The organism is Arsenicibacter sp. R0_47, assembly GCF_057652235.1.
The window spans coordinates 16,594-41,746 of sequence record NZ_JBYFCJ010000020.1 but is presented as its reverse complement, the minus strand read 5'-3'; the positions used below and the strand labels follow the sequence as shown (position 1 = coordinate 41,746).

Sequence of the window (25,153 nt, the reverse complement as noted above, 5' to 3'; positions counted from 1 at the left end):
TATTGATACGGCCGGCGTTACCAATTCACGTTTCTGAGTCTGCCGTCCGATTTTTATGACATCTTCCGAGATTCGCCAGCATTTTCTGGACTTTTTCCGTAGCAAAGATCACCTCATTGTACCGTCGGCGCCACTGGTAGCCAAGAATGACCCAACGCTGATGTTTAATAACTCAGGGATGGCGCAGTTTAAAGACTTTTTCCTGGGCAACGGCACACCACCGTCGAAGCGCGTCGCGGATACGCAGAAGTGTCTTCGGGTGTCCGGCAAACACAATGACCTTGAAGATGTAGGCTTTGATACCTACCACCATACCATGTTCGAAATGCTGGGCAACTGGTCGTTTGGTGATTATTTCAAGAAGGAAGCCATCGAATGGGCGTGGGAGCTGCTGACCGAAGTCTACAAACTGCCGAAAGACCGGTTGTATGTGTCGGTGTTTAAGGGCGACGAAAAAGACAATGTGCCGTTCGATCAGGAAGCGTGGGATCTGTGGAGCCCGATTGTTGGTGAAGAGCGGATTATCCTCGGCAATAAAAAAGATAACTTCTGGGAAATGGGCGATACCGGCCCGTGTGGTCCGTGCTCGGAAATCCACGTCGATCTGCGCCCGCAGGCCGATGTAGACGCACAGCCGGGTAAAGAGCTGGTTAACGCCGATCACCCGCAGGTGGTTGAAATCTGGAACCTGGTCTTTATGCAGTTTGAGCGCATTTGGAATCCGGAAAAAGGCGGTGCTGCTGAATTAACAGCATGGTCTCAAAGCTATAAAGGAGATCCTGAAGCCTTCAAAGTAGCTCGTGCAGAGAAACATCTGGAACTGACACAACTTGTGCCATTGCCTGCCAAACACGTCGATACAGGTATGGGCTTTGAACGCCTGTGTATGGCGATTCAGGCGAAAATGTCGAACTACGACACGGACGTATTTACCAACACCATCAAGGTCATTGAAGAGCTGAGCGGAAAAGTCTACGGCGGCACACCGCGCGAATACGCTGATGTGGCTATGCGCGTGATTGCCGACCACATCCGTGCGGTTTCGTTTGCGATTGCCGACGGGCTGGTGCCGTCGAACGCGAAGGCCGGTTATGTAATCCGCCGGATTCTGCGCCGTGCCGTTCGCTATGGCTACTCGTATCTGGGCTTTACCGAGCCGTTTATGACGAAGCTCGTGCCGACGCTGGCGAAGCAGTTCGACGGGGTGTTCCCGGAGCTGATTGCCCAGCAGGATTTTGTAGCCACGGTGATTCGTGAGGAAGAGGCGGTTTTCCTTCGTACTTTATCACTAGGTATTGAGGAATTGATGAAATATCTTAATGATATAGAATATCGCCGAAGATATATATATGAGGTTGCTAAAATGGCCCAAACACCTGATCCCGAAGGTTTATTTAAAGCCTTTGAAGATGAGAGGACAGTTTTTGGTGGAGTGGCGTTTAGAATGAATGACACATTTGGTTTTCCACTGGATCTAACTGAACTGATTGCAAAAGAGAATGGATGGAAGGTAGATACTTTCCACTATGAAAAACACCTACAGGCGCAGAAGCAGCGTTCCCGCAAAGATGCCGCTTCGTCGGCCGGTGACTGGGTTGAACTCGTTGACGACAACGACGGCGTAAGCTTTGTCGGTTACGATCAGACCGAAGCTGATGCCCAGATCATTAAGTACCGGAAAGTGCAGAATAAACAAGGTACGCAGTACCAGATTGTGATTGACCCGACGCCGTTCTACGCCGAATCGGGCGGGCAGATCGGTGATACCGGTACACTGACGCTGACCGTCGGCGGCGAAACGAAGGTCATTAACATCTCGGATACGAAAAAGGAAAACGACCTGTCGATTCTGATTTCAAGTGATAAAAACATCGACGAGGCGTTGCAGCAGGCCACGGCAGTATCGGCGCAGGTCGATGCCCACCGCCGGACACTGACCAGCAGCAACCACTCGGCCACGCACCTGCTGCACGCCGCCCTGCGGGATGTATTGGGTACGCACGTGGCGCAGAAAGGCTCATACGTTGGGCCGGACGCCCTGCGGTTTGACTTCAGCCACTTTACCAAGGTGACCGACGAAGAACTGGCGAAAGTAGAGGAGATCGTAAACGCTAAAATCCGCGAAAACATCCTGCTCGACGAGCGCCGGAATGTGCCGATTGATCAGGCGAAGGCACTGGGCGCCATGGCTTTGTTCGGGGAGAAGTACGGCGATTTTGTCCGCGTTATCGTGTTTGATCCGGCTTATTCGGTTGAACTCTGCGGGGGCACGCACGTGTCGGCAACGGGCCAGATCGGTCTGTTTAAGTTCACGTCAGAAGGATCCGTATCGACCGGTGTACGCCGTATTGAAGCGGTTACGTCGGAGCGGGCACTGGCCATGCTGAACGAGCAGCAGGCCATTCTGGACCAGCTGAAAGAACTGCTGAAAGCCCCGAAAGACATTGTCAAAGCGGTGGAAAGCCTGTTGCAGGAACGCAGTCAGCTGCAAAAGAAAATCGAAGGCTTCGAAAACGAAAAAGTACAGCAGCTGAAAGAGCAGTTGCTGACAAAAGTAAGCCAGACCGCTACGGGTCATTCCCTGATCGTGGAGCGTGTTGACGTTCCGTCGGCTGATGCATTGAAGCAGCTGGCCTACGATCTGAAAGCGAAAATTGATGATCTGGCCCTGGTGCTCGGTGCCGACGTGAACGGTAAGCCGCAACTTGCCGTAATGCTGCCGGATAGCCTGATTCAGGGCAAGAAGTTACAGGCCGGTCAGATCGTGAAAGAACTCGCCCGCGAGATTAAAGGCGGTGGCGGCGGTCAGCCGTTTTTTGCCACAGCCGGTGGTTCTGACGCAAGCGGCCTCGATGCCGCCCTTGCCAAAGGCCGCGAGGTGCTGGCGTAAGGGGACTAACTTTCGTATTATTTATAATGTCAAAAGGCGCCATCGGCGCCTTTTGACATTTAACGGATAATGCTACTTTTTGTGAACGTCTTCGCCAAAAAGGACCCCCATGAATGAATGGTGCCAATCCTCTACCTGCTCCGGACTTTTCAGTTCATCCAGCTTAGCAACACGGTGCGTCAGGTGAGGGTAGTCCGCATTTAGCTTATTTTCAATATCGGCCTGAATTGGCTCATAGATTGCTTTTATCGGAACAGTTGTCTGCGTTTCGTTGCCATATTGATCTACAGCTACTACTTCTGCAATATAAGTTTTTGGCGTCTTTTCCATGGCTTCCAGTAGTTAGTGTTTATTCAGTCAACAACCAGATTCAGGAAAGGTTTACGGCACAAACTAGTTTAACTAAAGGTTAATCCGGGTTTTAATCCGAATGATGGGCGACCACGTGGGGTCGCCCGTACGGGATGGGATGTGGGAAATTAATATCCCTGCGCCTGTCCGTCTTTGCGGGATTCGGTGGCGCCGTGGTACACCTTGTTTTTCACATCATACATAATGGCCTGATAACCGCCGTAGCCGCCGAGGCCGAAACCGATTTTGTGGCCTTTGCGCATCAGGTCGCGGATGGTCTCGTAGGAGTAGCCCGATTCGAGGGTGATTTCACCGACACCTTCCATTTTCTCACCGGTCGGCTCGGATGACCCCTGATGGTCAATACGGGGGGCGTCGCCGGCCTCCTGCGGGTTCATGCCGTAGTCGATCATGTTCATGATGATCTGCACATGGCCCAACGGCTGGAAACTGCCGCCCATCACGCCAAAGCTCATAAATGGCTGCCCATCTTTCGTCACGAAGGCCGGAATGATGGTATGAAACGGCCGTTTGTGGGGCGCGTAGGTATTATTCTGGCCTTCCTGAAGCGAATACAGCTCGCCGCGATCCTGAAACATGAAGCCAAGACCGTCCGGCACCATGCCCGACCCAAAGCCTCGGAAATTGCTCTGAATCAGCGATACCATGTTGCCCTCGCCGTCGGCAACGGTCAGGTAAATGGTGTCGCCGTCTTTCAGCGCCACGTTAAACGAACCGGCATCAATCTTCGTCAGGGCACGGTTCATGTCAATCAGTTTCCGGCGCTCGTTTGCATAGGGTTTTGAAATCAGCTCTTTTACGGGGATCTGCGCGAAGGCCGGATCGGCGTAGTATTTGGCTCTGTCTTCATACACCAGTTTTTTGGCTTCCACAAACAGGTGCACATGCTCCGGACTACCCCACGGAATTTTCGAGAAATCGTAGCCTTCCAGAATATTCAGCATCTGGAGAGCTGCTATCCCCTGACCGTTTGGCGGTAACTCCCACACATCGTAGCCCCGGTAGCTGGTCGAAACCGGCTCAATCCAGTCGGACGTATGTTCGGCCAGGTCGCGGTAGCTGAGAAAACCCCCGACCCGCTTCATGAACGCATCAATTGTGCGGGCAATATCGCCTTTATAAAACGCATCACGGCCCCCTTTCGCAATCTTTTCGAGGGTGTTGGCAAGGGCCGGATTTTTGAAAATTTCGCCGCGTTTCGGGGCTGCCCCGTTGGGTGCATAGGTCTCTTTTACGTTCGGCAGATTCCCGAGGCGGCTAACCATACTGGCCCACGAAATGGATGCTTCGTCATGCACCGGATAGCCTTCACGGGCATAGTGAATGGCGTTGGACAGCAGCTTTTCCATAGGTAATTTCCCGAAGCGCTTGTGGAGCTCAAACCAGCCATCTACGCAGCCTGGTACCGAAACCGGCAGCGGACCCGTCGCCGGAATGTGTGTCAATCCCCGCTTTTTGAATTCGTCGAGTGTCAGCGAATACGGCGACCGGCCCGAGGCGTTCAGGCCGTATAGTTTTTTGGCTTTAGCGTCCCACACGATCGCATACAGGTCGCCGCCGATGCCGTTGACATGGGGTTCAACCACGCCTTCCATCGCGTTGGCGGCTATGGCAGCGTCAATCGCGGTGCCACCGGCTTTGAGAACCTCAATCGCCGCCTGAGTTGACAGTGGATGGGAGGTACAGGCCATGCCGCGTTGGGCCATTACGACCGAGCGGGTAGCCCATGCCTTGCCCATCAGGCGGTCCTGAGCAAATACCGTTGCCGGTAAGCAAAGTGTCAGGGTAAGTAGTAGTTTGTTCACGGAGGTAAAGAGTGAAAGAGATAAAGAGTGAAAGAGCGGCCTGCCCTTTCGGTAGTGCCGCTTAATGTACGGGTTTCAGGGGTTGACGATGTGCATGCCGCGGACATTCCAGCAGGTTTGTTCGGCGGTGTCGGCACATTCGTACATGTTAATTTCTTCGATTCCCTTATCGAGCCGTGGGAAATAAAGCCGGAACTGTACCTCTTTGTTAGCGTGTACTTCGGTATAGTCCGGCGACAGGGTAATGCCTTCGGCTTTAATCAGTTCGTAGCTTTTCAGCTTGTTAACGGCAATTAGTTTGGTTTTAGGCTGTATCGAAATCTGGCTGCTGGTGACGCTCCAGTCGCGGTTCGGATCAATTTTAAATACCATGTGCAGAATAGTATACTGATCGGTCAGCTGAATGTCTGTTACACGGATATTCGGGTCGCTGGTGCTGCCCAGACCATTGGTGGGGTCGGGAAGAAGTTTACGCGAGTAGGAGGCCGGACCACTCCGTTGGGCAACGTAGTATTCATCATGCTGGCCGGCAGGGCGTGACATGCCGGTGTCTGTCACGCCCGTTACAGGAGACTGAGGGCGGGGAGCACAACCCGACATGCCCAGCAGGGCGGCATACAGGTAGAAAATAGGGCGCATAGGTCTGAGAATTTTAGGGATAGAAAAGTTACAAACCTGGTTTTGGTTTTCAAAGACCTGCGATAGTTTTTATAAACCTGCGGTGTGCTTATTTTTGTTTTATGACAACAAATACGGTTCGCAAAATTATCCACATTGACATGGATGCCTTTTACGCGTCCGTGGAGCAACGGGACAATCCGGCGTTGCGGGGCAAACCTGTAGCTGTTGGTGGTTCGCGGGCGCGTGGGGTAGTGGCAGCAGCCAGTTACGAAGCAAGGACATTCGGGGTGCGGTCGGCAATGGCCTCGGTGACGGCTAAAAAGCGATGTCCACACCTGATTTTTGTGCCGCCGCGCTTTGATGTATACAAAGGTGTTTCGGCCCAGATCCGCCGGATTTTTGAGGAATATACCCCGCTGGTTGAGCCTTTGTCGCTGGATGAAGCCTATCTGGATGTGACGGCTTATCAGGATGGCGGTGTATCGGCAACAGAAATAGCAACAGAAATAAAAGCAAAAATTAAGGCTGAAACCGGCCTGACCGCTTCGGCAGGGGTTTCGTATAACAAGTTTCTGGCCAAGCTGGCCTCTGATTACCGCAAACCGGATGGTATTTACGTGATCAAACCTGCTCAGGGAGAGGCCTTTGTTGAGCGTTTGTCGGTAGGTCAGTTTCACGGCATCGGTCGCGTGACGGCTGAAAAAATGAACCAGCTCGGAATTCATACCGGTGCCGATCTGCGGCAGCAAACCGAGGCGTTTCTGCGCCGTCATTTCGGGAAGTCCGGTGGCTATTACTACCAGATTGCCCGTGCAGTCGACGACCGGCCTGTAAATCCGGAGCGCATCCGAAAGTCGTCGGGATCCGAAAATACGTTTGAACATGATTTGTTTACCCCCGCCGAACTGGAAGACGGACTACGGCCGCTGATCGACGATGTATGGGACTATTGCACCAACCGTGGTATTGCCGGCCGAACGGTAACGGTCAAGGTGAAGTTTGACGATTTTCAGCAGATTACGCGCAGTAAGTTGGCGCTGTCAGCCATTCTGGACAAACCGTTTTTTGAGCGGCTGGCCTACAGCCTGCTCGAATCGCTGCATCCGGTCCCGAAAGGTGTGCGGCTCCTCGGCGTCACCCTCTCCAACCTCGAATCCCTCGATGAACTGGAGGGTCGTCAGCTGACGCTGGATTTTTAGGTTATTTGTTGCTGATGTTTTTATTGGTGGTGGTTCTGGTTGTTGCTGTGTGGTTCTGATTGTTGCTGGTGGTTTTGATTGTTGCTGTGTGGTTCTGATTGTTGCTGGTGGTTCTGATTGTTGCTGTGTGGTTCTGGTGGTTGCTGGATGGTTCTGGTGGTTGCTGGATGGTTCTGGCGGTTGCTGGATGGTGATTGAGTGATGCTGCCGTCAGGATCACTCAATCACTCAATCATTCAATCACTTTCCTGGTGGCGGCAGTTCTTTCTGGAATACACCGGCGCTGTTAAACAGTAAGCCTTTGGGTTGATTATTCTGACTGATCAGAACTACATAATTACCCGCTTCGTCTTTCCCAGCCTTTTTAATGTCAGCACCTGCGTACTTACTTTTGATGTAATCGGTTACCGCTACCGGTAGGGCAGTGAGTTGAATCTCGGTCAGTTTTGGCGGTGCCGGGGCAGTTGTTGACCCCGGAGGGCCTGGCCGGGGACCGGGACCCATGCCGGTACCGGAGCCTGGAGGTGTAGCCGTACCTGACTGCGGGCCACCCTGTTGCGGGCCACCCGGAGGCGGAGGGGGCAGGACTTGCAGGAATTTGCCGGACGCGTCGAAGAGCAGGCCTTTAGGCTGATCATTCTGGATAATCAGAACCACATAGTTACCGGCCTTGTCCTTGCCGGCCCGTTCGATGGTGGCGCCTGCATAACTGGCGCTGATGGCGCTGGTGATGGTGGCGGGCAGGGCACTGATCTCAATCGGGGTTGGCGGTGCCGGACGGCCTTTGGTCGTATCGGGTGCGGCACTGGTTGCACCGGCCCTGGCGGCGCCGTCAACTAAAGGGGCAACGGAATCCTTGTTGCAGGCCATCAGGCTGATCATCAGCCCGAGCGCTGCAAGACAAATTGTCTTCTGCATTGTCGTGATTGTTAAAACGTGAAATAAAAAATAGTGAAGTGGCTGAAGGACCCGTACAGTTATTTCATGCGTTTTTTCGTGTTGTTGTTGGTTTAGATGCAGGTGTTTACCAAAACTTGCGGGGTAGACGATTTTTTTAGTGCCCTGGTGGTCCGTCAGGCGGCCCAGGACGATCATCCGGCGGACGATTTCCATTGCCATGTCCGGGCCCTGGCGGCGGCCCCTGCCGTTGCGCCAGTTCATCCAGAATATTGTCGAAGCGGCTTTGCTGATCAGAATTCAGCACATCGCGGATTTCTTTAAAGTGCTGGAAACGATTGCGTTCAAGTTGCGATATGATGTTACCTAACTGACGGGTAATCTGATCCGCTTCGGCAACCGGCAGCGGCGATTGCCTGGTCAGGGCAAAGAGCTGTTTCCGTAAAGCGCGGGCGCTGTCTTCCAGAGGACGTGACCGCTCCGATAAGGCTTCGCGGGAAGCAATAACCAGTTGCTCCTGCTGATCCGTTAAGGCCAGTTCCCGCTCTAAAAAGCGGAAAGCTGCCGGTCCGCCTGCTCCGGGCGGCATGCCGCTGTGTCCGAAAAACATCCAGCCAATCAGACCAAGGTTTAATAAAACCAGGATAGCAATGACGCCTGACAGCCAGCGGATAAGCGTTTTAGTTTCCATAGCCGTAGTTATTGAATGTCAAATGAGAGCCCGTAATCGGAGGCCACGGCATCAATCGACGGCTTAGCCGTACCGGATTGCCGCTGCGACCGGCTGTAGACCAGCATCGCCGCCACATTCAGGACGATCAGCAGCGCAACAGAGGCAATGACATAGGCCGGTTTGAGCTGCCAGATCCGGGAATAGGTATCAGCCCGGCGTCGTTCCAGCCTGCCCTGAATGCGGGTGTAGAGAAAAGGCTTCGGCTCTGCCCGTTCCATACCATCCAGTGCATGCAGTGTTTTTTCTAGTTCGTCTTCCATATGCGTTTTGGTTTTATGCCGGCGGGCCGGCTTCTCTTACGCGTTGTAGTAATAGCTGTGTAACTGTTTTTTCAGGTTCTGTTTAGCCCGGAACAACAAGGATTCCACCGATGAAAGCGACGTCTGCATGACTTCGGTAATTTCCTGGTAACTCAACCCCTCTACATGGTAGAGGGTAAACGCTACCTTTTGCTGATCAGAAAGCCGGTTGATGGCGGCAAATAACACCCGTGCCCGTTCCTGCTGTTCCAGCTGAATGCCCGGATGGTCGAACTCGACGGGATGCAACCGTTCGCCGGAATCCTCCCCGTCGTCTCCGCCAAACAGGCTGGTCAGAAAAGCAAATCGCTTCCGGGCGTGTTTTTTCCGGTACGCTTCCAGCGCGCGGGTCGTGGCAATCCGGTACAGCCAGGTCGATAACTGTGCATCGCCCCGAAACTGTTTGATAGCCTCAAAAACCGTCACAAACACCTCCTGCGTCACATCATCGGCATCGTCGGGGTGCTGCACAATGGCCAGCACCGTGTTGTAGACCCGGCGCTGGTAGGTATCTACCAAATGCCGGAACGCTATCTCGCTTCCGCGCTGTAATCCGACGATGAGTTCCTGTGTTTCCAAACGGTTATCCGGGCGGTTTCAAAAGTTTAGATGCGGTTGTGACGGGAAACTTGCGGGGGAAATCAAAAAAAGTTGTAGAATTTTTTGTTGCTGGCTTGTTGCTGGTGGTTTCTGAGTTGTTGCTGGTGGTTTCTGAGTTGTTGCTGGTGGTTTCTGAGTTGTTGCTGGTGGTTGGTTGATTGTTGCTGGTGGTTGTTGTTGGTTGCGGACTGGGTAGGGCTGGCGGCTGTCGAGCGGTAGCCACTCTTTCACTCTTTCGCCCTTTCACTCTTTACCATCCATATACCCGTCCAGATGCCCCAAAGGGTAATAAAAGCACCAAGATAGTTTATAATGTGCTGATCGGCAGAATCGGCCAGAAAGGCGATGTCGATGGTGGAATGGAAGATGGCACAAATAAGTATGCTGCCTTTTGACCTGTTATAAAGCCATGTCAGCAGGATGCTGCCGGTCAATAAGCTCATAAACCAGCCGACGATTCCGGCACCATCCATTGCCATCATACCAGGACGGTAGAAAAAAAGCGGCCAATGCCAGATCGCCCAGAAAACGGCCATCACCAGAGCCGCAACGAAAGGACTTAAATGCTGCTGGATCCGGGGCAGTGCAAAGCCCCGCCAACCCGTTTCTTCGCCGAATCCATAAAACACTAAGTTGAAGATGAAGAATTGAACAAACGTAAAGCCTGGAAACTCGGGTGTATGAAACAGTTCACTGATTTGCGGACAGGTGCCGGTTACCAGCATATTGATCAGCATGCTGAAAGCAACCAATAGAAACGGGCTGAAGAAAGCGACCAGAAGATACAAAACAGGGCGGAGGCTAAGGCATCGGGCTGCTAATCGCCTTACCCCGTTTAATCCTTCAAATATGTACGTGGTGATGAATGCCGCCAGAAGGGGGCCAAGGGAGCCAATGCCGTGATGAAACGGCAGTACGGGCAGAACCGGCAAGCCGAAAACCTGCCCGTACAACGGTAGCCAGATCACCCACGAAAGTAAATAGGCAAGCGAAAAAAACAGGATAAGCTGTTTCATCTGTAGGTGTATATAAAATAAACTACTTCATTTTTCGGCGATCGCTCTTTCGCTCAATCTGTCTTTCACTCTTTAAAAACCACTTCATTCGCCAGTGGCCCGCCACGCAGAAAGGCATGAATGTTGGAAAGGGTAGTTTCGGCAATGTTTTGGAGGGCGTTGCGGGTGAAAAAAGCCTGATGACCGGTGATGAGCACGTTCGGGAAGCTCAGCAGTCGTGAAAACACATCGTCCTGAATGACTTTGCCCGAGAAATCCTCAAAAAACAGATCCGCCTCTTCTTCATACACATCCAGCCCCAGATAGCCGATTTTACCGGATTTCAGGCTCTGAATAACGGCCATGGTATCAATTAAAGCCCCGCGGCTGGTGTTGATCAGCATCACCCCGTTTTTCATGTTCGCGAGCGTTTGGGCGTTGATCAGGTGGTGGGTTTGGGGCGTCAGCGGGCAGTGTAGCGAGACAATGTCCGACTGCGACAACAAAGTATCCAGCGGTACATAGGAGACACCAATCTGTTTTGCTTCCTCGTCTTCGTATACATCGTAACCGAGCACGGTGCAGCCAAAACCGCGCAGAATCTGCGCCGTCACCCGGCCGATTTTTCCTAAGCCAATGAGCCCGACGGTCTGTCCGTGCAGGTCGAAGCCCATCAGGCCGTCGAGGGCAAAATTACCTTCCCTGACGCGGTTAAAGGCTTTGTGCGTTTTGCGGTTCAACGTCAGGATCAGGGCCAGTGCATGCTCGGCGACTGAATAGGGCGAATAGGCCGGCACCCGTACAACCGCAATGCCCGCCTGCTTACAGGCCGCCAGATCGACGTTGTTGTAGCCCGCACACCGGAGGGCAATCAGCTTAACGCCGGCCTTCGCGAAGGTGTTGATAATGCCCGCATCGGCTTTGTCGTTCACGAACAGGCAAACGACCTCACTGCCCTGAACCAGCTGAGCCGTGGCCGGATTCAGGTGTGTGTCGAGGTAGCAGAGCTCAAGCGAATCGTCGTGGTTGGCCTTGTCAAAAAAGGCGATATCGTAGGGTTTGGTGCTGAAAAAAGTGATTTTGGTTTTCATACGCGAGCGCAGGGTTGATTCAAAAGACAAAGCTAAATACGGATTTCCGGGCAGAAGATGATAACAAGCAGGCTGGCATTGTCGCGCAGATCGTTTAATTTTCCGCAAATTTTTAGTAAGCCTCACATAATCACCTAGCTTCGACTTCGTATGATCTACCTGATCCTGAGTATTTTACTGTCGGTAATTCTGCTCCTCAATTTCAGATTATTCCCCCGGTTCAGCATCAATACGTTTCAGGCAATCGTTTTTAATTACCTTGTTTGCTTCACAACCGGCTATTTTCTGATGCCTGCCGGTCAGCATTTTTCGGTCGATTTCGGGCAGACCTGGACATGGCTGTCGCTGGGCCTGGGCGTTGGTTTTATTGTCACCTTTCTGCTCTCAGGTGCCTCAACCCAGCAAATGGGTATCACCGCCACCTCGCTGGCCAATAACCTGTCGCTGGTGATTCCGGTTTGTTTCAGCCTTTTTGTATTCAACACCGGCGGGAAAACCTTCGACCTGATCAACTATGCGGGGCTGGTGCTGGCACTGGTGGCCGTTGCGCTCAGTACGCTGAAGAAAAGCCCTGCCAATGCAGAACCTAGCGCCGCTAAACCACGGACCGGCCCGGGCGTATTGCTGCCGGTTGCCGTATTTATCATGTACGGCACGACCAACACACTGATTAATTACATCAATCTCAACTACATTCCCTCGACCGATCAGACGGCCGTTGTCACCCTGACAATGGTGCTGGGGGCGATCATTGCCGGTATGATCATGATGGTTGTGCGCGTGATTCAGGGGAAGGAAAAAATTGAGCTGCGGAGCCTGATCGGTGCCGTTACCCTGGGCGTGCCCAATTACCTGAGCTTTTATACCCTGCTGCTCGCCTTGTCGTATTTCGGTAGTAACGGCGCATTTGTGTACCCGCTCTACAACATCGGCGTCATTGTCGTGGCTGCGCTGGTGGCCCTGCTGTTTTTTCAGGAACGGCTGTCAACGGCTAATAAAATCGGGTTAGGGGTAGCGGTGCTGGCCATCGGTATGATTTCCTGGCAGGAGCTGGCGGCTTTTTTAGACAACTAAGCGAAACGGAGGGCAGTGTTAACCGTGTCTCCGTTTATAAATCGTATAAACTGAATGCTTGTATTACAGAATGTTTCGGTTCGGCGGCCGACGGGGCCGGTGCTCCATCAGGTTGACTGGACGCTGGAACCCGGCCAGCACTGGGCAGTGATCGGGCCGACGGGCTCCGGTAAAACGTCCTTTCTGGAAACGCTGTCGGGTCAATTACCTGTCATTTCCGGTCAATATCAACACACCGGCCCCCTCCGCGACACCGTTGAACGGGTCGCCAACGACTATCGCTTCGACCGGAATGTGTCGGCCGCCGCGCAGTTTTACCAGCAACGCTTCAATGCCGACGCGGCTGCTGAGGCTCCGACGGTGTGGGAGGTTCTCCAGGAACAGGTCCGGCCGGTGGGTACGGTTGATCCGGAATCCGTGCCGCTGCCCCCGCCACGGTATAAGGAAGAATGGTTGCAGGAAGTGGCCTCATGGACCCACATCAGTCATTTGCTTCAGCGCCGGTTAACGTCACTCTCGAATGGCGAAACCCGCCGGACGCTGCTGACCCGGTCGTTGCTCAGGCGGCCAAAGGTGCTGTTGCTCGACAATCCGTTTACGGGACTTGATACCGTAAGCCGCGAGCGGTTGCACAGTACGCTGGACCGGATTGCCGCCGAAGGTACAAGCCTGATTCTGGTAACGACGGTGCGCGATCTGCCCGCCTCTATCACCCATGTGCTGGTGCTGGAAGATGGCCGGGTCACGTACAGCGGTCCGAAAGCCGGTGCCCCGCTGGCGGGTGAAGAAAGCCATGAACCGCTGACCAATCCGGAACGGCTGCGCGAGTGGCTGGAACGTCCGCCGGTAGCAACCTTTGCCAATGCCATTGCGATGCGGCAGGTGACAGTCTCGTATGGTGAAAAAGTGGTTTTGAATCAGCTGGACTGGCAGGTGAAACGCGGCGAAAAATGGGCCGTGCTGGGGCCGAACGGCTCGGGAAAATCAACCTTGCTCAGCCTTATTACGGCCGACAACCCGCAGGCGTACCGCAATGATTATGACCTTTTTGACCGGAAGCGGGGCAAAGGCGAAAGCATCTGGGACATTAAACGAAACATCGGGTTTGTATCGCCCGAGCTACACTTATACTTTCCGCGCGAACAGCCGGTCTGGAAGGTAATTGCGTCAGGCTTGTTCGATACCGCCGGTCTGTTCCGGAAACTAACCGATGAGCAGGCTGACCGCGTTGATTTTGCGCTTGATCTGCTCCAGATTCAGACACTGCGCCTGAAGCGGCTCGCCGATTTATCGACGGGTCAGCAGCGGTGGGTGTTGCTGGCGCGGGCGCTGGTGAAAAATCCGCCGCTGCTGGTGTTAGACGAGCCTTGTCAGGGTCTTGACCTGATGCACACCGCCCGTTTCCGCGATCTGGTCGATGAGCTTTGCGAGTCGCCGGAGCGCACGCTGCTGTACGTATCCCATTATGCCGACGAAATTCCGCGCTGCGTAAGTCAGATGCTGCGGATGCACGAGGGTGTTGGTACAATAGAATGATAAACCACGAAGGCGGGAAGGCACGAAGCGGCACAATGTAAAATCTTTGTGCCGCTCCGGTTCTTCCCGCCTTCGTGGATAAACCAGCGGTGTATAACAAAAAAATCTTCGTGCCACTCCGGTTCTTCCCGCCTTCGTGGTTAAACCTGCGGTGTGTAACCAAAAAATCTTTGTGCCGCTCCGGTTCTTCCCGCCTTCGTGGTTCAAAACTTATTTCAGAAATTCCCCCAGTGCCTTCACAAACCGGTCCGGTGTCTGAATATGCGGAATATGGCCGACGCCGTCGAGTTCGACCAGTTTGGCGTTCCGGATACGTTTTGCTGTCTCCTGGCCTAACGTTGGATACTGCCCGTATTTAGTCTGTTCGTTTTTCGGCAGAATGTTCTTGCCAACCACAGTCCGGTCTTCCTGCCCGATAATCAGCAGCGTCGGCGCGGTAACCGCTTCAAATTCGTAATAAACCGGCTGCTCATAAATCATCTGATAGGTCACCGCGTTGGTCCACGCAATGTTTTTGAAATCAGGTGACTGCAGGTCGGCTGCCTGCGCTTTTACCAGATCTTCGTATTCCGGTTTCCAGACCGGATAATACGTCTGCTGGTATTGTTTGTACGACTCATAAGTAGCCGACCGCTCTTTTTTGTACAGTGTTTCAAGAGGCTGGTAGGGGATAAAAGTCTTGTAATCTTCCAGCCCGATCGGGTTTTCGAGTACCAGCCGTTCAACGCTTTCCGGATACATCAGGCTGAACCGCGTCGCCAGCATACCACCCATCGAATGACCGATAATCGTGGCTTTTGTGATTTTCAGCGTATTGAGCAGGTGTTTGGTGTTGGCCGCGAGCCGGTGAAAACTGTAGTGAATATTCGGGTGGCTGGACTTGCCCCAACCCACCTGATCAGGCACGATGACGCGGTAGCCTCGCCCCGTGAGGTACTGAATAACGCCTTTCCAGTAAAAACCATTAAAGTTTTTACCGTGCAGCAACACCGCAACTTTTCCGGTTGACCGGGCCGGTTTGACATCCATGTAGGCCATCTTAACGGGCTGTGATTCCAGCTGAAAACTCAGCGTCTGTACCGGATAAGGATACGTAATGCCTTCTGTTTGCTGGGCCAGAGCCGTAAACGTGGCGGTGTTAAGAGTAAAAAGAATGATGAAAAGAAATTGATAATACCGCATTCGACAAACGTGTTTACAGAGAAAGAAAAGTTTACCGGGCGTGCCTTGCCGGAGGGTCAGGCAGGGCATACCCCGGACAAAGGTCCGCATCTTTCCCGATGAACCCAAACTAAACTACTAAATGACAAGAGTAGTGTAAAAACAAAAGAGCGCCCGAAGGCGCTCCTGAACGGTGGGTGAACGACGGGTCTGCTATCCCCGACGTTGTCGGTACGCCCGATCCCGCTGTAGCATATCACGCAGCTGGTTCTGCTGTGACGGTGTCAGTACAGCCATTAAATCACGGCGTTTTTGTTGTTGTAGCCGCTGATAGGCGGACGGATTATTACGTTCATCCGCTGTCAGCCCGCGACGGTTATACCGGTCCTGGATTTGCTCCAGATCACGCATCTGACGGCGGCTCAGGTTCAGTTCATTAGCATATTGCTGGATACGTTCTTCAAAACGGTCATTGTCGGATCGCCGGTCATTGCGGCCTTCATAGCGGCCACCGTAAGGGCCGTCATAGCGGCCGCTGGTGGTTGGGCGTTGACTGGTACAGGCGCCAACAAAAAGGCTGGCTGCCAGGGCGAAGATTATTCCGGTTTTCATCTCGTTGTTCGTTGTTGTTTACGTGGGTTGGACAGGCATGGCCGGTAAAGGTTTAAAACAGGGCAAAAGATTTTTCAGATTTGCTGGTAAATTGCCGGTTCAGCACGCTTTGCAAAAGAGAAAATCAACGTTTCGCATATGAAAAAAAGAGGATGGCTTAGCCTGTTTGCCGGTCTTGGGATGAGCCTGTCGGTCGCCGGGCAGCAGGCACCGGCTTATGATGGCTGGAAACTGGTCTGGGCCGATGAATTTTCCGGCAACGGTAAACCTGATCCGAAAAACTGGAAATTCGAGCAGGGGTTTGTCCGTAACCACGAGCTGCAATGGTACCAGCCGGATAATGCCTATTGCCGGGATGGGTTCCTGATCATTGAAGCACGTAAGGAACAAAAAGCCAATCCGGACTACGAAGCGGGGAGTAAGAACTGGAAAAACAACCGTCAGTTTATTGACTACACGGCATCCAGCCTGAAAACGCAGGGGCTTCACAGCTGGCAGTATGGCCGGTTTGAACTGCGCGGCCGGATCAATGTGCAACCGGGGATGTGGCCCGCATTCTGGACCTTAGGCGTGTCGGGCGAATGGCCAAGCAACGGCGAAATTGACATTATGGAATATTACCGGGGCATGTTGCTGGCCAATGTAGCCTGGGGGACCGAAAAACGCTATACCGCCGAATGGCGCAGTACTAAAAAGCCGCTGACGGAATTTAACGACCCCGGATGGGCGAATAAATTTCATGTCTGGCGCATGGATTGGGATGAGAAAGCCATAAACTTGTATGTCGATGACCAGTTGCTGCGATCGGTGCCGCTGACCGAAACCATCAACCGCGACGGAACGCAGACCAACCCGTTTATGCAGCCGCATTACCTGCTGGTCAACCTGGCTATTGGCGGCGACAACGGCGGTGATCCGGCGACTACCACCTTTCCGGCAAAGTACGAAATCGACTATGTCCGGGTGTATCAGAAACAGAACTAACGTATGACCACTGAACAAAAATTAGTTGTCCGTGACGAGGATGTGGCCTGGGAACAGGTCGGCGACGGTGTGCGGCGCAAGATACTGGCCTTTGATGCCAACCTGATGCTCGTTAAAGTGGCCTTCGAAGCGGGTGGAGTAGGGGCGATTCATCACCACTACCACACCCAGATGAGTTATGTCGAAAGCGGCCGCTTTGAAATCACCATCGACGGCGAGAAACATATCCTTAAACAGGGCGACGTGTACCACATGCCGCCCAACCTTCCCCACGGCGCGCTGGCCCTCGAAGCCGGTGTTCTGGTCGATGTATTTACACCCATGCGCGAAGACTTTATTTCTTAAAGCCGCGCCGGAAAAAGAGCAGATGGTATTCGACGTTCTCGCGCCAGTATGCCCAGGTATGGGCGCCCGGCCGTTCAATGTAATCGTGCTCGATACCGCGCTCCAGCAGCTTCTTATGCAGGTTGCGGTTTACCTCAAAAAAGAAATCAGCGGTGCCGCAGTCGATGAATAAGCGTAAATCCTTATTTTTCAGGCTGTCGGCAACGTTGATGACCGTATTGCGCTCCCAGTTCTCCGGATTTGTACCGATTTCGCCCAGTGATTTTTTGATTTCCCAGTTATTCGGGAACGGCCGGATATCCACCCCGCCGCTCAGACTACCCGCCTGCCCGAACGTATCGCGGTGACGGATTGCGAGGTAAAGGGCTCCGTGCCCGCCCATCGACAGACCGGTAATGGCCCGGTGGTCGCGGTCGGCCAGCGTACGGTAAGTGTTGTCGATATAGCCCGGTAACTCCTTACCGACAAACGTTTCATAGCGCAGGGAAGGCTCCAGCGGGCTGTCGATATACCAGCTGTTAGCCCCGCTCGGGCAAACGATCATGACGCCGTAGCGGTCGGCCATCAGCGCCAGCTCCGGCACCTGCTTAATCCAGTCGCTGTATTTGCCGCCATAGCCGTGCAGGAGGTAGACAACCGGAAACCGCTCATTGCCAAGCGTATATTGGTCGGGTGAGATAATGACGCAGGGAATAGTCTTGTTCATCGCTGCGCTCTGCACCTGAACGGTGTCTACCCGGCCGGCCAGTGCCGTAAGGACGAAAAAAAGTGAAAAGGAGAGGATTAGAAAAATGCGGTTCATGGGGATGTATAATGAGGAATGTTAGTTTTCAACGGAGTCCCAGTTAAAGAGCTGGTTTTCGGCGGGAGATTTGGCGGCGGTCAGTAGGGCGCGCATCTCCTTTACTTTCTGCGGATTTGCGGCGGCCAGATCACGGGTTTCGCCGGTATCCTTGCTCAGGTCGTATAACTCCACGGTTTCGGCTTTGCCTTTGTTTTTGACGCGCACCAGCTTCCAGTTGCCCTGTACAATGGCTTCCTTAAAAGCGCCTTCGTTGAATTGCCAGAACAGATACGGATGGGTCTGTGTCTGCTTTTTACCCAGCAAGGTTGGGGCAAACGACAGTCCGTCAGTGGCTTTCGGTGACGGTGTGCCGGTCAGTTGGCCAACGGTTGGCAAGATATCCCAGAAGGCCCAGATCGCATCGCTTTGGCGGTTGGCCGGTACGCGGCCCGGCGCCCGTACGATCATCGGTACGCGGATACCGCCTTCGTACAAATCCCGTTTAATGCCCCGCAGAGGGCCGCTGCTGTTGAAAAACTCAGGGTCTCCGCCGCCTTCTTTATGCGGGCCGTTGTCGCTGGTAAAGAACACATAAGTATTGTCATCGAGGCCGAGCTCTTTCAACAGACTCAGCAACCGGCCCACATCACCGTCGAGCTTGTGAACCATGGCCGCAAAGGCAGCGTGTGGCTGTAACTGCGTACTGTATGACCGGCCGTTCTGGTAAAACGGGGTTTCGGGCGGGAGTTTGCTGTTGCCATCGGCGTTGAGGAACGGCTGCATGTAGCTGGCCGGCGTTTTCAGTTCGGCGTGCGGAATCGTAACGGGCAGGTACAGGAAAAAAGGCTGGTCTTTATTGGCTTTCACGAACGACAAGGCCCGGTCGAAAATAAGGTCGTGGGTATAGACTGTAGTATCGAGCGAAAGCCGGTTTATTTTCCGGTCTTTAACCTCAAACAGAAAGTTTGTGAAGTAATTGTGCGCGTGGCGCTGGTTGAGGTAGCCAAGGAACTCGTCAAAGCCTTTGCGTTCGGGCGAGCCGGCATCGTCTTCCCGGCCGAGGCCCCATTTGCCGAACATCCCCGTAGCGTAGCCATTGGTCTGTAGACGTTGGGCCAGCGTGGTATCCTGCGCCCGCAGCGATACATCGCCGTTGCCGCGCACATAGGCATGGCCCATGTGCTTGCCCGTCATCAGGGCACAGCGGGAAGGCGCACACACGGTACTGCCCGCATAAAAACGGGTAAACCGCGTACCTTCCTTTGCCATCCTGTCAAGATTGGGGGTTGGTATGCGGTTTTTCGCGTTGTAGCTGCCCAGATTCCCGTACCCGAGATCATCAGCCAGAATAAAGATAATATTCGGCCGTTTTTGCTGGGCGCTGGCCGGTAATAAACCGGAACCACTAAGCAGGGCTACGGCAAGACAGAATACGGAGAAAAATCGTCGCATGGTGCAAGTATAAAGTACCTGCACCAAGACAACAAAAAGTATATACTAATTCATAGGAAATGTCTCCGGTAGTATCAGACAGTAAGCCATTTTTCCTTTATATGCCCTGCCAGCTTAACCAGTGAGGTAAAATTGCCTGGTTTGGTGAAGTATTCGTTCGCGCCCAGACCCATCGACGAATTAATGTCATTCGGGCTTGATGAACTCGACAGAATAATGACCGGAAGCTGCCGGAATTTTGGCATCAGCCGGACTTGTTCGAGCGTTTCGAGTCCCGTCATCGGACTCATATTTAAGTCCATGACAATTACACGGGGCGGTTCGTTTGTGGCATGAAGTCTGGCAAGCAGTTCGTTCCCGTCGTCAAGCGTACAAACCTGCAGGTTTGGATTTGCCTCCCGGAACGCTTTTTTAAATAGATACTGATCGTCAGCATCATCGTCTACCAGCCATATAGATTGGTCAACTTTCATAAGAATAAGCAACGTACAAGTTTGACACCAAAAACATGATCAACACATTTTGGCCGGTTTTGCCGGCCACTACAGTCAGCCTGAAAGCGACTGTTATCGTTAAGCATTTACGTTATTGGTAGCGTTCTAATGGGGGGAACTAGTCAAAGGTAACATAAAAATGGCAAAAACGTACATTTTTATGTATTTTAATACGATTCCCACCATTGATTTTGAGGCATATAGACATCCAGCACCGTGACTTCGCCGATACGTGGTGTGATCAGGGTAGTGCCGAGCTCAGCCGATTTTTTCGTAATCCGCCGGATGGGTTCACGCCACGGATGCGGAGCCAGGTTAAACTTCGCCCAGTGAATCGGGATCAGTTTTTTCGCCTTCACATCAACCTGAGCCTGCGCCGTTTCTTCCGGCATCATGTGAATATTGGCCCAGGCTTCGTTGTAGGCACCACATTCCAGCAAAGCCAGATCAAACGGGCCGTATTTCTCACCAATCATTTTAAAGCCGGGGTAATAGCCCGAATCGGCTCCGAAATAGACGCGGCGTTCACGGCCCAGCAGCACCCATGAGCTCCAGAGCGTACCGTTCCGTTTAAAACTGCGGCCCGAAAAATGGCGTGATGGGGCACATACCAGTTCAAGGTCTCCTAATTTTGCCGATTGCCACCAGTCGAGTTCGGTAATGAAGGCGGGGTCAATACCCCATTTTTCCAGATGGGCACCCACACCCAGCGGTACAAAAAAGCGTTTTACCTTACCTTTCAGCTGGAGAATAGTCGGGTAATCCAGGTGGTCGTAGTGGTCGTGCGAGAGAATGACGGCATCCAGCGGCGGCAGATCATCGACCGTAACATGGTGGTCGTAATTAAAGCGCTTCGGGCCCATAAACGAGAACGTTGACGCGCGTTCGCCGAAAACCGGATCGGTAAGAATCGTTTTGCCTTCCATCCGGATCAGCACCGACGAATGACCGAACCACGAAACGGCCACTTCAGTAGCCGAACCGGGACCGGTAAATTTCGAGTGATCCAGCGGCACTGTTTTAATGGGCGTTGCCGGTTCTGCCTCCGGAAACCCAACCAGCATTTTGTAGGCCGACGATGCCATCAGCGAAACCGGAATCTCCAGCGGCGTAGGGACAAGGTTCTGAAAAACACCGTCTTTGTAGTTCGGGGACGCCTCCATGCGTTTCAGGCGTTCACCGGTCGGGACAGCACCCAGCTGCGGAGCAGTATTCATAAAAATAACAACGCCAAGGGCGGCAACTACGAGAATACCAAGGGTTATATACAGTATCATTTTCAGTTTTCGTTTCATCAGGAAAGAGGCAGGTTATGCGCTGAGGGTGAAACAGACCGGGCAGCCACCCGGTTCCCGGAAATATGAAAGAAAACTAATGAGGATTCGGGCTTTTTGTCAGAATTGAGGGGCATTAAACCTATTAAATGGCCGCTGATTGTGCGATAAGAGTTACATATTGCTGACTTATTATTTCCCGTTTACGGGCTGACCTGGCGATGGCAAACTTCGATCACCCTGCTCAAACGGTGCAGACAAAATTATTAGATAACCTTCCGGACGCAATTGCCTGGCTTTTACCCGTATACAATGAACAAGGTGAGATTCTGGACTTTGTTTTCCGGTATGCAAACCGGAGGGCGCATGAAGTCACAGGCGAAGGTTTCATGTGTGAGGACGGTTCTCTGCTGATTGCCGATAACCAGTCTGCTTCTGAGTTTGTCGTAACCTTGTTTGAACAGTACAGAGAGGTTTTTCAGACTGGTATCACCAAGGAGTATAATTACTATAATCCCCTCGTCAAAAAATATTTCTACGTTAACCGTAAACGCTGGGAAGACGGTGTCCTCAGTATCACCCGTGACCGCACGGCCGAAATAAATGCGGAGACCATGGCCCGTGAGCAACGCCGCAAGCATGTTGAACAGCTTCAGTTTGTAACGGATAGTTCGCTGACTGCCATTGGCCTTTACAGTATTGTACGGGATGAGGAAACCCGGGAAGTGGTTGACCTGCGCTACGAACTGATTAACCAGATGGCGGAGCGGATGACCGGCCGCAAGTCGCAGGAGCTGCTTGGCCGCACCATGCGGGAAACGTTTCCGGGTATTGAAAAAAGCGGTATCTGGCAGCTGTATAAAAAACTGGCGGATACCGGAGAGCCGGTGCAATACCATAATCATTACACCTTTGACGGTTACGACCTGTGGTATCAGGTGCAGGGTGTCCGGAAAGACGAACATATTGTGTTGTCATTTCTGGATATTACCGAGCTGAAACGGTCGCAGCAGGAAAAGCAGCGCCAGGCCGATCTGCTGAACAGTATGCTGACGAATGCACCGATCGGCTTTGCGCAGTATGAATCAGTGCGGGATGGGTCGGGCGCCATTATTGACTTCAAGGTGTTGCTGATGAACCAGATGGTGGCAGACATCATCGGCAGTACGGTGGAAGAAGCCCTGAAAACAACCCTGCTGACCATTTCGCCGGTCCTGAAAACAACAGGGGCATTCGATGCCTATATCCGGGTCGTGGAACAGGACGAGCGTATGGAAGTGGACCGGCTTTTTGGTAACCACTGGTACCGGCTGTCGGCGGTGAAGTTTGGCGACGGCTTTATTCTGGCCGGGATCGACATTTCGCAGAGCTATCAGGATCAGTCGCGCCTGGAAACGATCAATAAAGAGCTAAGGCGGTCAAATGAGAGTTTACAGCAGTTTGCCTACGTTGCCAGCCACGACCTGCAGGAGCCGCTGCGCAAAATCCAGTCATTCGGTGATTTACTGCTGAACCAGTTTGAGCCGCAGCTGGGTTTGACTGGCCGCGACCTGATTATCCGGATGCAGTCGGCATCGGGTCGTATGTCGCTGCTGATCCGTGACTTACTGGCCTATTCGCGGGTAAGCACAAATCGTGACGTATTCCGCCCGGTCAACCTGAATGAGGTAATTACCGACGTTCTGGAGGATCTTGATGTGGCAATGCGCGAAACCAATGCACTTATTCTGTACGACCGGTTACCAGTCTTAGCAGGCGATGCCGTGCAGCTGCGGCAATTGTTTCAGAACCTGATCGCCAACTCCATTAAGTTCCGGCGGGAGAAAACCCCGCCGGTTATCGGTATTACCTGCCGGTTGCTGGCGGCAGCAAATGTGCCTGCGCTGTTGAGTATAACAGGCGATTCCTACTATGAGATTACGCTGGCTGATAACGGTATTGGTTTTGAGCCCCGGTACGCAGAACGGATTTTCGAAGTGTTCCAACGCCTGCACACCCGGCAGCATTATTCGGGTACAGGCGTTGGGTTGTCTATCTGCAAGAAGGTTGCCGAGAACCACGGCGGTACAATCATCGCCGAAGGCCAGCCGGATCAGGGGGCTACCTTCCGGATTTATCTACCGAATCTGACTATTCAAGCCGGTAAACCGGATAGCGGGTATGCGTTCGCTCGTAATACGGTGAATACCGGTAAATAAACTCAAGCTGCGCGGCCGCACTTTCGGCAAATGCTTTGTCGGCCGCTTTTTTCTCCGCCAGCAACTGCTGTAGTTTCGGGTCTTTTTTCAGCAGATCAGCCGCTACCTCTTCAAATACATACGCTGAAAAATGCTCTTTCTGGTCCAGAATGCTGTCAAAGAAATTCCAGGCGAAGAATGAGTCACTCCCCTGAGGCTCCAGTGTTTCAACGATATACCGGTTACTGGCCTGATTCACCGGGACAATAACATCACCGGCATAGGCCTGTATCGTTACGGATTCTGTCCGTAATTGTACGCCCGTGTGCAGAAAATGACCTTCGTAGGGACGGGCCGGATTTTTTACATCCGTCACAAAATAGGCGTTTACGGTCATCAGGCTGTCTTTTGTCAGTCGCCGGAGCCGGACGCCGTTACGCTCCAGCCGCTCAGTAATGGCCGTCCACCCCTGCGGAATCAGGTAGGCGTTCGGGCGTTTGACCTGCACCTCGGGTACAAAGTGGTTCCAGTACGGAATCTGCTTCCGGAACGGGGCTGACCGGTCGTAATACAGCCGGTTCAGGCCCGACACGTCGCTGGGTTTGTTTCCGGCGCGGAAGCCGGCAAACGGAATCGAATCGGTTTTTGAGCGGTCAAGCTTCCAGCTTACGGCGAAGGTTGCCTGGGTGGTCAGCGCCTGATCGGCCTGCTGTTTGTTGGTAATGATTTTCCGGGCGTCCCGCTCAACCAGCTTCAGTGATTCTTCCATAAACGCACGGGTACCGTCTACCCGCGACGGGTAATCTTTTAGCATGTGAAGTTCGACCACGAAGCTAAAGCAGTTGAACAGCGCCGCGTATCCCGACGAATAGCGGGGCATGTCGTTAAACCCGGCAATGCCGCTTTCGGGCGTATTGGAAAAGTTATTGACGTAGGGCACCGGCTCAAACCGGCGGGCAGTCAGGGCCTTGTCCAGTTCCGGCTGAAACGACTGACTCATGTAGCCCGCCACCAGCGGGTGTAGTTTGTCCTTCTGCGTAGCAAAATAAGTCAGAATGTGTTGGTAGTCAGCGCCGTTGCTGGTGTGATTGTCGATCATGACGTGTGGTTTCAGCTGCTGAAACATCCGTTGCCACGACCGGGCGTTTTCGGTATCGTTTTTGATAAAATCGCGGTTGAGGTCGAAGTTGCGGGAATTGCCGCGAAATCCGTATTCGATGGGTCCGTTCTGGTTAATGCGCGACACCCCGCGGTTCAGGCAGCCATCGACATTGTAAACCGGCACGATGGCGAGCAGGACATTTTTGGGCAGCTGACCCAATGCCAGCATGTCGCGGGCCCACATCATGGTGGCGTCAATGCCTTCGGGTTCGCCGGGGTGAATGCCGTTGTTGATCAGGAGCGTAACCCGCTGCGGGGCCGGCTGAAAGTTTTTGTCGGCCGCAATCAGGAAAAGGTGAAGCGGTTTGCCGATGTCCGTCTTTCCGATCTCAATCAGTTTTGCCTGTTCATACTGCCGGTCGAGCTGTTTGTACCAGTCAATGATTTCGGCGTAGGTGGCCGTTTCCTGTCCTTTGGTTTTTTCGTAGCGGGAAATGAGCGTTGGTTTCGGTTGCGCAACGGCAAAAAGCGGCAGGAGGCAAGCCAGCCAGAGGAGTTGTTTAGTCATGTTGATCGGAAGTAGCACGCGGCCGGTTTAAGGCCCGAAAATAAGCGCAAAAAGGCGCGGATGAAAGTCCGCGCCCTGTAGATACAGCA

At 53.1% G+C, this 25,153-nt stretch carries 24 protein-coding genes; 8 read left to right on the top strand and 16 right to left on the bottom strand.

The genetic code is table 11. The features are described 5' to 3' along the window. Nucleotides 1-55: 55 nt before the first annotated feature. Nucleotides 56-2,890 carry an alanine--tRNA ligase gene (gene alaS, locus AC23NW_RS25220; protein WP_487452941.1) on the top strand — a complete coding sequence of 945 codons (2,835 nt, stop codon included), beginning with the start codon at nucleotides 56-58 and terminating at the stop codon, nucleotides 2,888-2,890. Between the two features lie 72 nt (nucleotides 2,891-2,962). Here the strand turns inward: alaS and AC23NW_RS25215 are convergent, their stop codons facing one another. The 3 genes from AC23NW_RS25215 to AC23NW_RS25205 all read right to left on the bottom strand — a co-directional run bounded on the left by AC23NW_RS25215 (nucleotide 2,963) and on the right by AC23NW_RS25205 (nucleotide 5,706). Further along, a complete protein-coding gene (locus tag AC23NW_RS25215; protein WP_071502852.1) occupies nucleotides 2,963-3,220 on the bottom strand; it encodes a hypothetical protein in 258 nt (85 codons plus the stop codon). A 149-nt stretch (nucleotides 3,221-3,369) separates the two neighbouring features. Continuing rightward, a complete protein-coding gene (ggt, locus tag AC23NW_RS25210) occupies nucleotides 3,370-5,001 on the bottom strand; it encodes a gamma-glutamyltransferase (protein ID WP_487453037.1) in 1,632 nt (543 codons plus the stop codon). A gap of 141 nt (nucleotides 5,002-5,142) precedes the next feature. Next, nucleotides 5,143-5,706 (bottom strand): hypothetical protein, encoded by a 564-nt coding sequence (locus AC23NW_RS25205; protein WP_487452939.1) that lies wholly within the window; start codon nucleotides 5,704-5,706, stop codon nucleotides 5,143-5,145. Nucleotides 5,707-5,807: 101 nt separating this feature from the next. Between AC23NW_RS25205 and dinB the strand changes: the two genes are divergently transcribed. Further along, nucleotides 5,808-6,887: a DNA polymerase IV gene (dinB, locus tag AC23NW_RS25200; protein WP_487452938.1), complete on the top strand. Its 1,080-nt coding sequence runs from the start codon at nucleotides 5,808-5,810 to the stop codon at nucleotides 6,885-6,887. 240 nt (nucleotides 6,888-7,127) lie between these two features. On the opposite strand, the gene AC23NW_RS25195 is transcribed toward dinB, so the two are convergent. The 4 genes from AC23NW_RS25195 to AC23NW_RS25180 all read right to left on the bottom strand — a co-directional run bounded on the left by AC23NW_RS25195 (nucleotide 7,128) and on the right by AC23NW_RS25180 (nucleotide 9,395). Next, nucleotides 7,128-7,805, bottom strand: a complete 678-nt coding sequence (locus AC23NW_RS25195; RefSeq protein ID WP_487452936.1) for a PepSY-like domain-containing protein — start codon at nucleotides 7,803-7,805, stop codon at nucleotides 7,128-7,130. A gap of 136 nt (nucleotides 7,806-7,941) precedes the next feature. Next, on the bottom strand, nucleotides 7,942-8,475 hold the full coding sequence (locus AC23NW_RS25190) for a Spy/CpxP family protein refolding chaperone (RefSeq protein WP_487452934.1): 534 nt from the start codon (nucleotides 8,473-8,475) through the stop codon (nucleotides 7,942-7,944). 8 nt (nucleotides 8,476-8,483) lie between these two features. Beyond that, a complete protein-coding gene (locus AC23NW_RS25185) occupies nucleotides 8,484-8,777 on the bottom strand; it encodes a hypothetical protein (RefSeq protein WP_487452932.1) in 294 nt (97 codons plus the stop codon). A 36-nt stretch (nucleotides 8,778-8,813) separates the two neighbouring features. Further along, entirely contained in the window at nucleotides 8,814-9,395 is a 582-nt protein-coding gene (locus AC23NW_RS25180) for an RNA polymerase sigma factor (protein ID WP_487452930.1), read from the bottom strand. Between AC23NW_RS25180 and AC23NW_RS25175 the strand changes: the two genes are divergently transcribed. Next, nucleotides 9,386-9,574, top strand: coding sequence for a hypothetical protein (locus AC23NW_RS25175; RefSeq protein ID WP_487452928.1), 189 nt, complete (start codon nucleotides 9,386-9,388; stop codon nucleotides 9,572-9,574). The two genes, AC23NW_RS25180 and AC23NW_RS25175, sit on opposite strands and share 10 nt — an antisense overlap. Nucleotides 9,575-9,643: 69 nt before the next feature. On the opposite strand, the gene AC23NW_RS25170 is transcribed toward AC23NW_RS25175, so the two are convergent. Further along, nucleotides 9,644-10,432 (bottom strand): CPBP family intramembrane glutamic endopeptidase, encoded by a 789-nt coding sequence (locus tag AC23NW_RS25170; RefSeq protein ID WP_487452927.1) that lies wholly within the window; start codon nucleotides 10,430-10,432, stop codon nucleotides 9,644-9,646. 65 nt (nucleotides 10,433-10,497) lie between these two features. Next, nucleotides 10,498-11,502 (bottom strand): 2-hydroxyacid dehydrogenase, encoded by a 1,005-nt coding sequence (locus tag AC23NW_RS25165; RefSeq protein ID WP_487452926.1) that lies wholly within the window; start codon nucleotides 11,500-11,502, stop codon nucleotides 10,498-10,500. A 150-nt stretch (nucleotides 11,503-11,652) separates the two neighbouring features. Between AC23NW_RS25165 and AC23NW_RS25160 the strand changes: the two genes are divergently transcribed. Continuing rightward, complete coding sequence (locus tag AC23NW_RS25160) at nucleotides 11,653-12,576, top strand: EamA/RhaT family transporter (RefSeq protein ID WP_487452925.1); 924 nt, start codon at nucleotides 11,653-11,655, stop codon at nucleotides 12,574-12,576. A gap of 54 nt (nucleotides 12,577-12,630) precedes the next feature. Further along, nucleotides 12,631-14,112: an ATP-binding cassette domain-containing protein gene (locus tag AC23NW_RS25155; protein ID WP_487452923.1), complete on the top strand. Its 1,482-nt coding sequence runs from the start codon at nucleotides 12,631-12,633 to the stop codon at nucleotides 14,110-14,112. A gap of 210 nt (nucleotides 14,113-14,322) precedes the next feature. Here the strand turns inward: AC23NW_RS25155 and AC23NW_RS25150 are convergent, their stop codons facing one another. Together AC23NW_RS25150 and AC23NW_RS25145 are read right to left on the bottom strand one after the other, a co-directional pair. Next, nucleotides 14,323-15,294, bottom strand: coding sequence for an alpha/beta fold hydrolase (locus tag AC23NW_RS25150; RefSeq protein WP_487452921.1), 972 nt, complete (start codon nucleotides 15,292-15,294; stop codon nucleotides 14,323-14,325). 192 nt (nucleotides 15,295-15,486) lie between these two features. Beyond that, nucleotides 15,487-15,885 carry a hypothetical protein gene (locus AC23NW_RS25145; RefSeq protein WP_293837218.1) on the bottom strand — a complete coding sequence of 133 codons (399 nt, stop codon included), beginning with the start codon at nucleotides 15,883-15,885 and terminating at the stop codon, nucleotides 15,487-15,489. Nucleotides 15,886-16,065: 180 nt separating this feature from the next. Between AC23NW_RS25145 and AC23NW_RS25140 the strand changes: the two genes are divergently transcribed. Together AC23NW_RS25140 and AC23NW_RS25135 are read left to right on the top strand one after the other, a co-directional pair. Beyond that, the gene (locus AC23NW_RS25140) at nucleotides 16,066-16,869 is read left to right on the top strand and encodes a glycoside hydrolase family 16 protein (RefSeq protein WP_487453035.1); all 804 of its coding nucleotides are present in this window, start codon (nucleotides 16,066-16,068) and stop codon (nucleotides 16,867-16,869) included. A 3-nt stretch (nucleotides 16,870-16,872) separates the two neighbouring features. Then, on the top strand, nucleotides 16,873-17,214 hold the full coding sequence (locus AC23NW_RS25135) for a cupin domain-containing protein (RefSeq protein WP_071502838.1): 342 nt from the start codon (nucleotides 16,873-16,875) through the stop codon (nucleotides 17,212-17,214). On the opposite strand, the gene AC23NW_RS25130 is transcribed toward AC23NW_RS25135, so the two are convergent. From AC23NW_RS25130 to AC23NW_RS25115, 4 genes are all read right to left on the bottom strand, one after another. Continuing rightward, the gene (locus AC23NW_RS25130) at nucleotides 17,204-18,016 is read right to left on the bottom strand and encodes an alpha/beta hydrolase (RefSeq protein ID WP_293837222.1); all 813 of its coding nucleotides are present in this window, start codon (nucleotides 18,014-18,016) and stop codon (nucleotides 17,204-17,206) included. The two genes, AC23NW_RS25135 and AC23NW_RS25130, sit on opposite strands and share 11 nt — an antisense overlap. Nucleotides 18,017-18,037: 21 nt before the next feature. Beyond that, nucleotides 18,038-19,450, bottom strand: a complete 1,413-nt coding sequence (locus AC23NW_RS25125; RefSeq protein WP_487452919.1) for an arylsulfatase — start codon at nucleotides 19,448-19,450, stop codon at nucleotides 18,038-18,040. 74 nt (nucleotides 19,451-19,524) lie between these two features. After that, the gene (locus AC23NW_RS25120; RefSeq protein ID WP_487452918.1) at nucleotides 19,525-19,923 is read right to left on the bottom strand and encodes a response regulator; all 399 of its coding nucleotides are present in this window, start codon (nucleotides 19,921-19,923) and stop codon (nucleotides 19,525-19,527) included. Nucleotides 19,924-20,111: 188 nt separating this feature from the next. Then, the gene (locus AC23NW_RS25115; protein WP_293837230.1) at nucleotides 20,112-21,239 is read right to left on the bottom strand and encodes an MBL fold metallo-hydrolase; all 1,128 of its coding nucleotides are present in this window, start codon (nucleotides 21,237-21,239) and stop codon (nucleotides 20,112-20,114) included. Nucleotides 21,240-21,439: 200 nt separating this feature from the next. On the opposite strand from AC23NW_RS25115, the gene AC23NW_RS25110 reads away from it, so the two are divergent. After that, nucleotides 21,440-23,416, top strand: coding sequence for a sensor histidine kinase (locus AC23NW_RS25110; protein WP_487452916.1), 1,977 nt, complete (start codon nucleotides 21,440-21,442; stop codon nucleotides 23,414-23,416). On the opposite strand, the gene AC23NW_RS25105 is transcribed toward AC23NW_RS25110, so the two are convergent. Beyond that, nucleotides 23,349-25,064, bottom strand: coding sequence for a M14 family zinc carboxypeptidase (locus AC23NW_RS25105; protein WP_487452914.1), 1,716 nt, complete (start codon nucleotides 25,062-25,064; stop codon nucleotides 23,349-23,351). The genes AC23NW_RS25110 and AC23NW_RS25105 overlap by 68 nt on opposite strands. Nucleotides 25,065-25,153 lie beyond the last annotated feature (89 nt).

Bases quoted from the DNA above. Each gene is read 5' to 3' on its own strand.
- alaS (WP_487452941.1), top strand. From the start codon at position 56: ATGACATCTTCCGAGATTCGCCAGCATTTTCTGGACTTTTTCCGTAGC.
- AC23NW_RS25215 (WP_071502852.1), bottom strand. From the start codon at position 3,220: ATGGAAAAGACGCCAAAAACTTATATTGCAGAAGTAGTAGCTGTAGAT.
- ggt (WP_487453037.1), bottom strand. From the start codon at position 5,001: ATGGGCAAGGCATGGGCTACCCGCTCGGTCGTAATGGCCCAACGCGGC.
- AC23NW_RS25205 (WP_487452939.1), bottom strand. From the start codon at position 5,706: ATGCGCCCTATTTTCTACCTGTATGCCGCCCTGCTGGGCATGTCGGGT.
- dinB (WP_487452938.1), top strand. From the start codon at position 5,808: ATGACAACAAATACGGTTCGCAAAATTATCCACATTGACATGGATGCC.
- AC23NW_RS25195 (WP_487452936.1), bottom strand. From the start codon at position 7,805: ATGCAGAAGACAATTTGTCTTGCAGCGCTCGGGCTGATGATCAGCCTG.
- AC23NW_RS25190 (WP_487452934.1), bottom strand. From the start codon at position 8,475: ATGGAAACTAAAACGCTTATCCGCTGGCTGTCAGGCGTCATTGCTATC.
- AC23NW_RS25185 (WP_487452932.1), bottom strand. From the start codon at position 8,777: ATGGAAGACGAACTAGAAAAAACACTGCATGCACTGGATGGTATGGAA.
- AC23NW_RS25170 (WP_487452927.1), bottom strand. From the start codon at position 10,432: ATGAAACAGCTTATCCTGTTTTTTTCGCTTGCCTATTTACTTTCGTGG.
- AC23NW_RS25165 (WP_487452926.1), bottom strand. From the start codon at position 11,502: ATGAAAACCAAAATCACTTTTTTCAGCACCAAACCCTACGATATCGCC.
- AC23NW_RS25160 (WP_487452925.1), top strand. From the start codon at position 11,653: ATGATCTACCTGATCCTGAGTATTTTACTGTCGGTAATTCTGCTCCTC.
- AC23NW_RS25155 (WP_487452923.1), top strand. From the start codon at position 12,631: ATGCTTGTATTACAGAATGTTTCGGTTCGGCGGCCGACGGGGCCGGTG.
- AC23NW_RS25150 (WP_487452921.1), bottom strand. From the start codon at position 15,294: ATGCGGTATTATCAATTTCTTTTCATCATTCTTTTTACTCTTAACACC.
- AC23NW_RS25145 (WP_293837218.1), bottom strand. From the start codon at position 15,885: ATGAAAACCGGAATAATCTTCGCCCTGGCAGCCAGCCTTTTTGTTGGC.
- AC23NW_RS25140 (WP_487453035.1), top strand. From the start codon at position 16,066: ATGAGCCTGTCGGTCGCCGGGCAGCAGGCACCGGCTTATGATGGCTGG.
- AC23NW_RS25135 (WP_071502838.1), top strand. From the start codon at position 16,873: ATGACCACTGAACAAAAATTAGTTGTCCGTGACGAGGATGTGGCCTGG.
- AC23NW_RS25130 (WP_293837222.1), bottom strand. From the start codon at position 18,016: ATGAACCGCATTTTTCTAATCCTCTCCTTTTCACTTTTTTTCGTCCTT.
- AC23NW_RS25125 (WP_487452919.1), bottom strand. From the start codon at position 19,450: ATGCGACGATTTTTCTCCGTATTCTGTCTTGCCGTAGCCCTGCTTAGT.
- AC23NW_RS25120 (WP_487452918.1), bottom strand. From the start codon at position 19,923: ATGAAAGTTGACCAATCTATATGGCTGGTAGACGATGATGCTGACGAT.
- AC23NW_RS25115 (WP_293837230.1), bottom strand. From the start codon at position 21,239: ATGAAACGAAAACTGAAAATGATACTGTATATAACCCTTGGTATTCTC.
- AC23NW_RS25110 (WP_487452916.1), top strand. From the start codon at position 21,440: ATGGCAAACTTCGATCACCCTGCTCAAACGGTGCAGACAAAATTATTA.
- AC23NW_RS25105 (WP_487452914.1), bottom strand. From the start codon at position 25,064: ATGACTAAACAACTCCTCTGGCTGGCTTGCCTCCTGCCGCTTTTTGCC.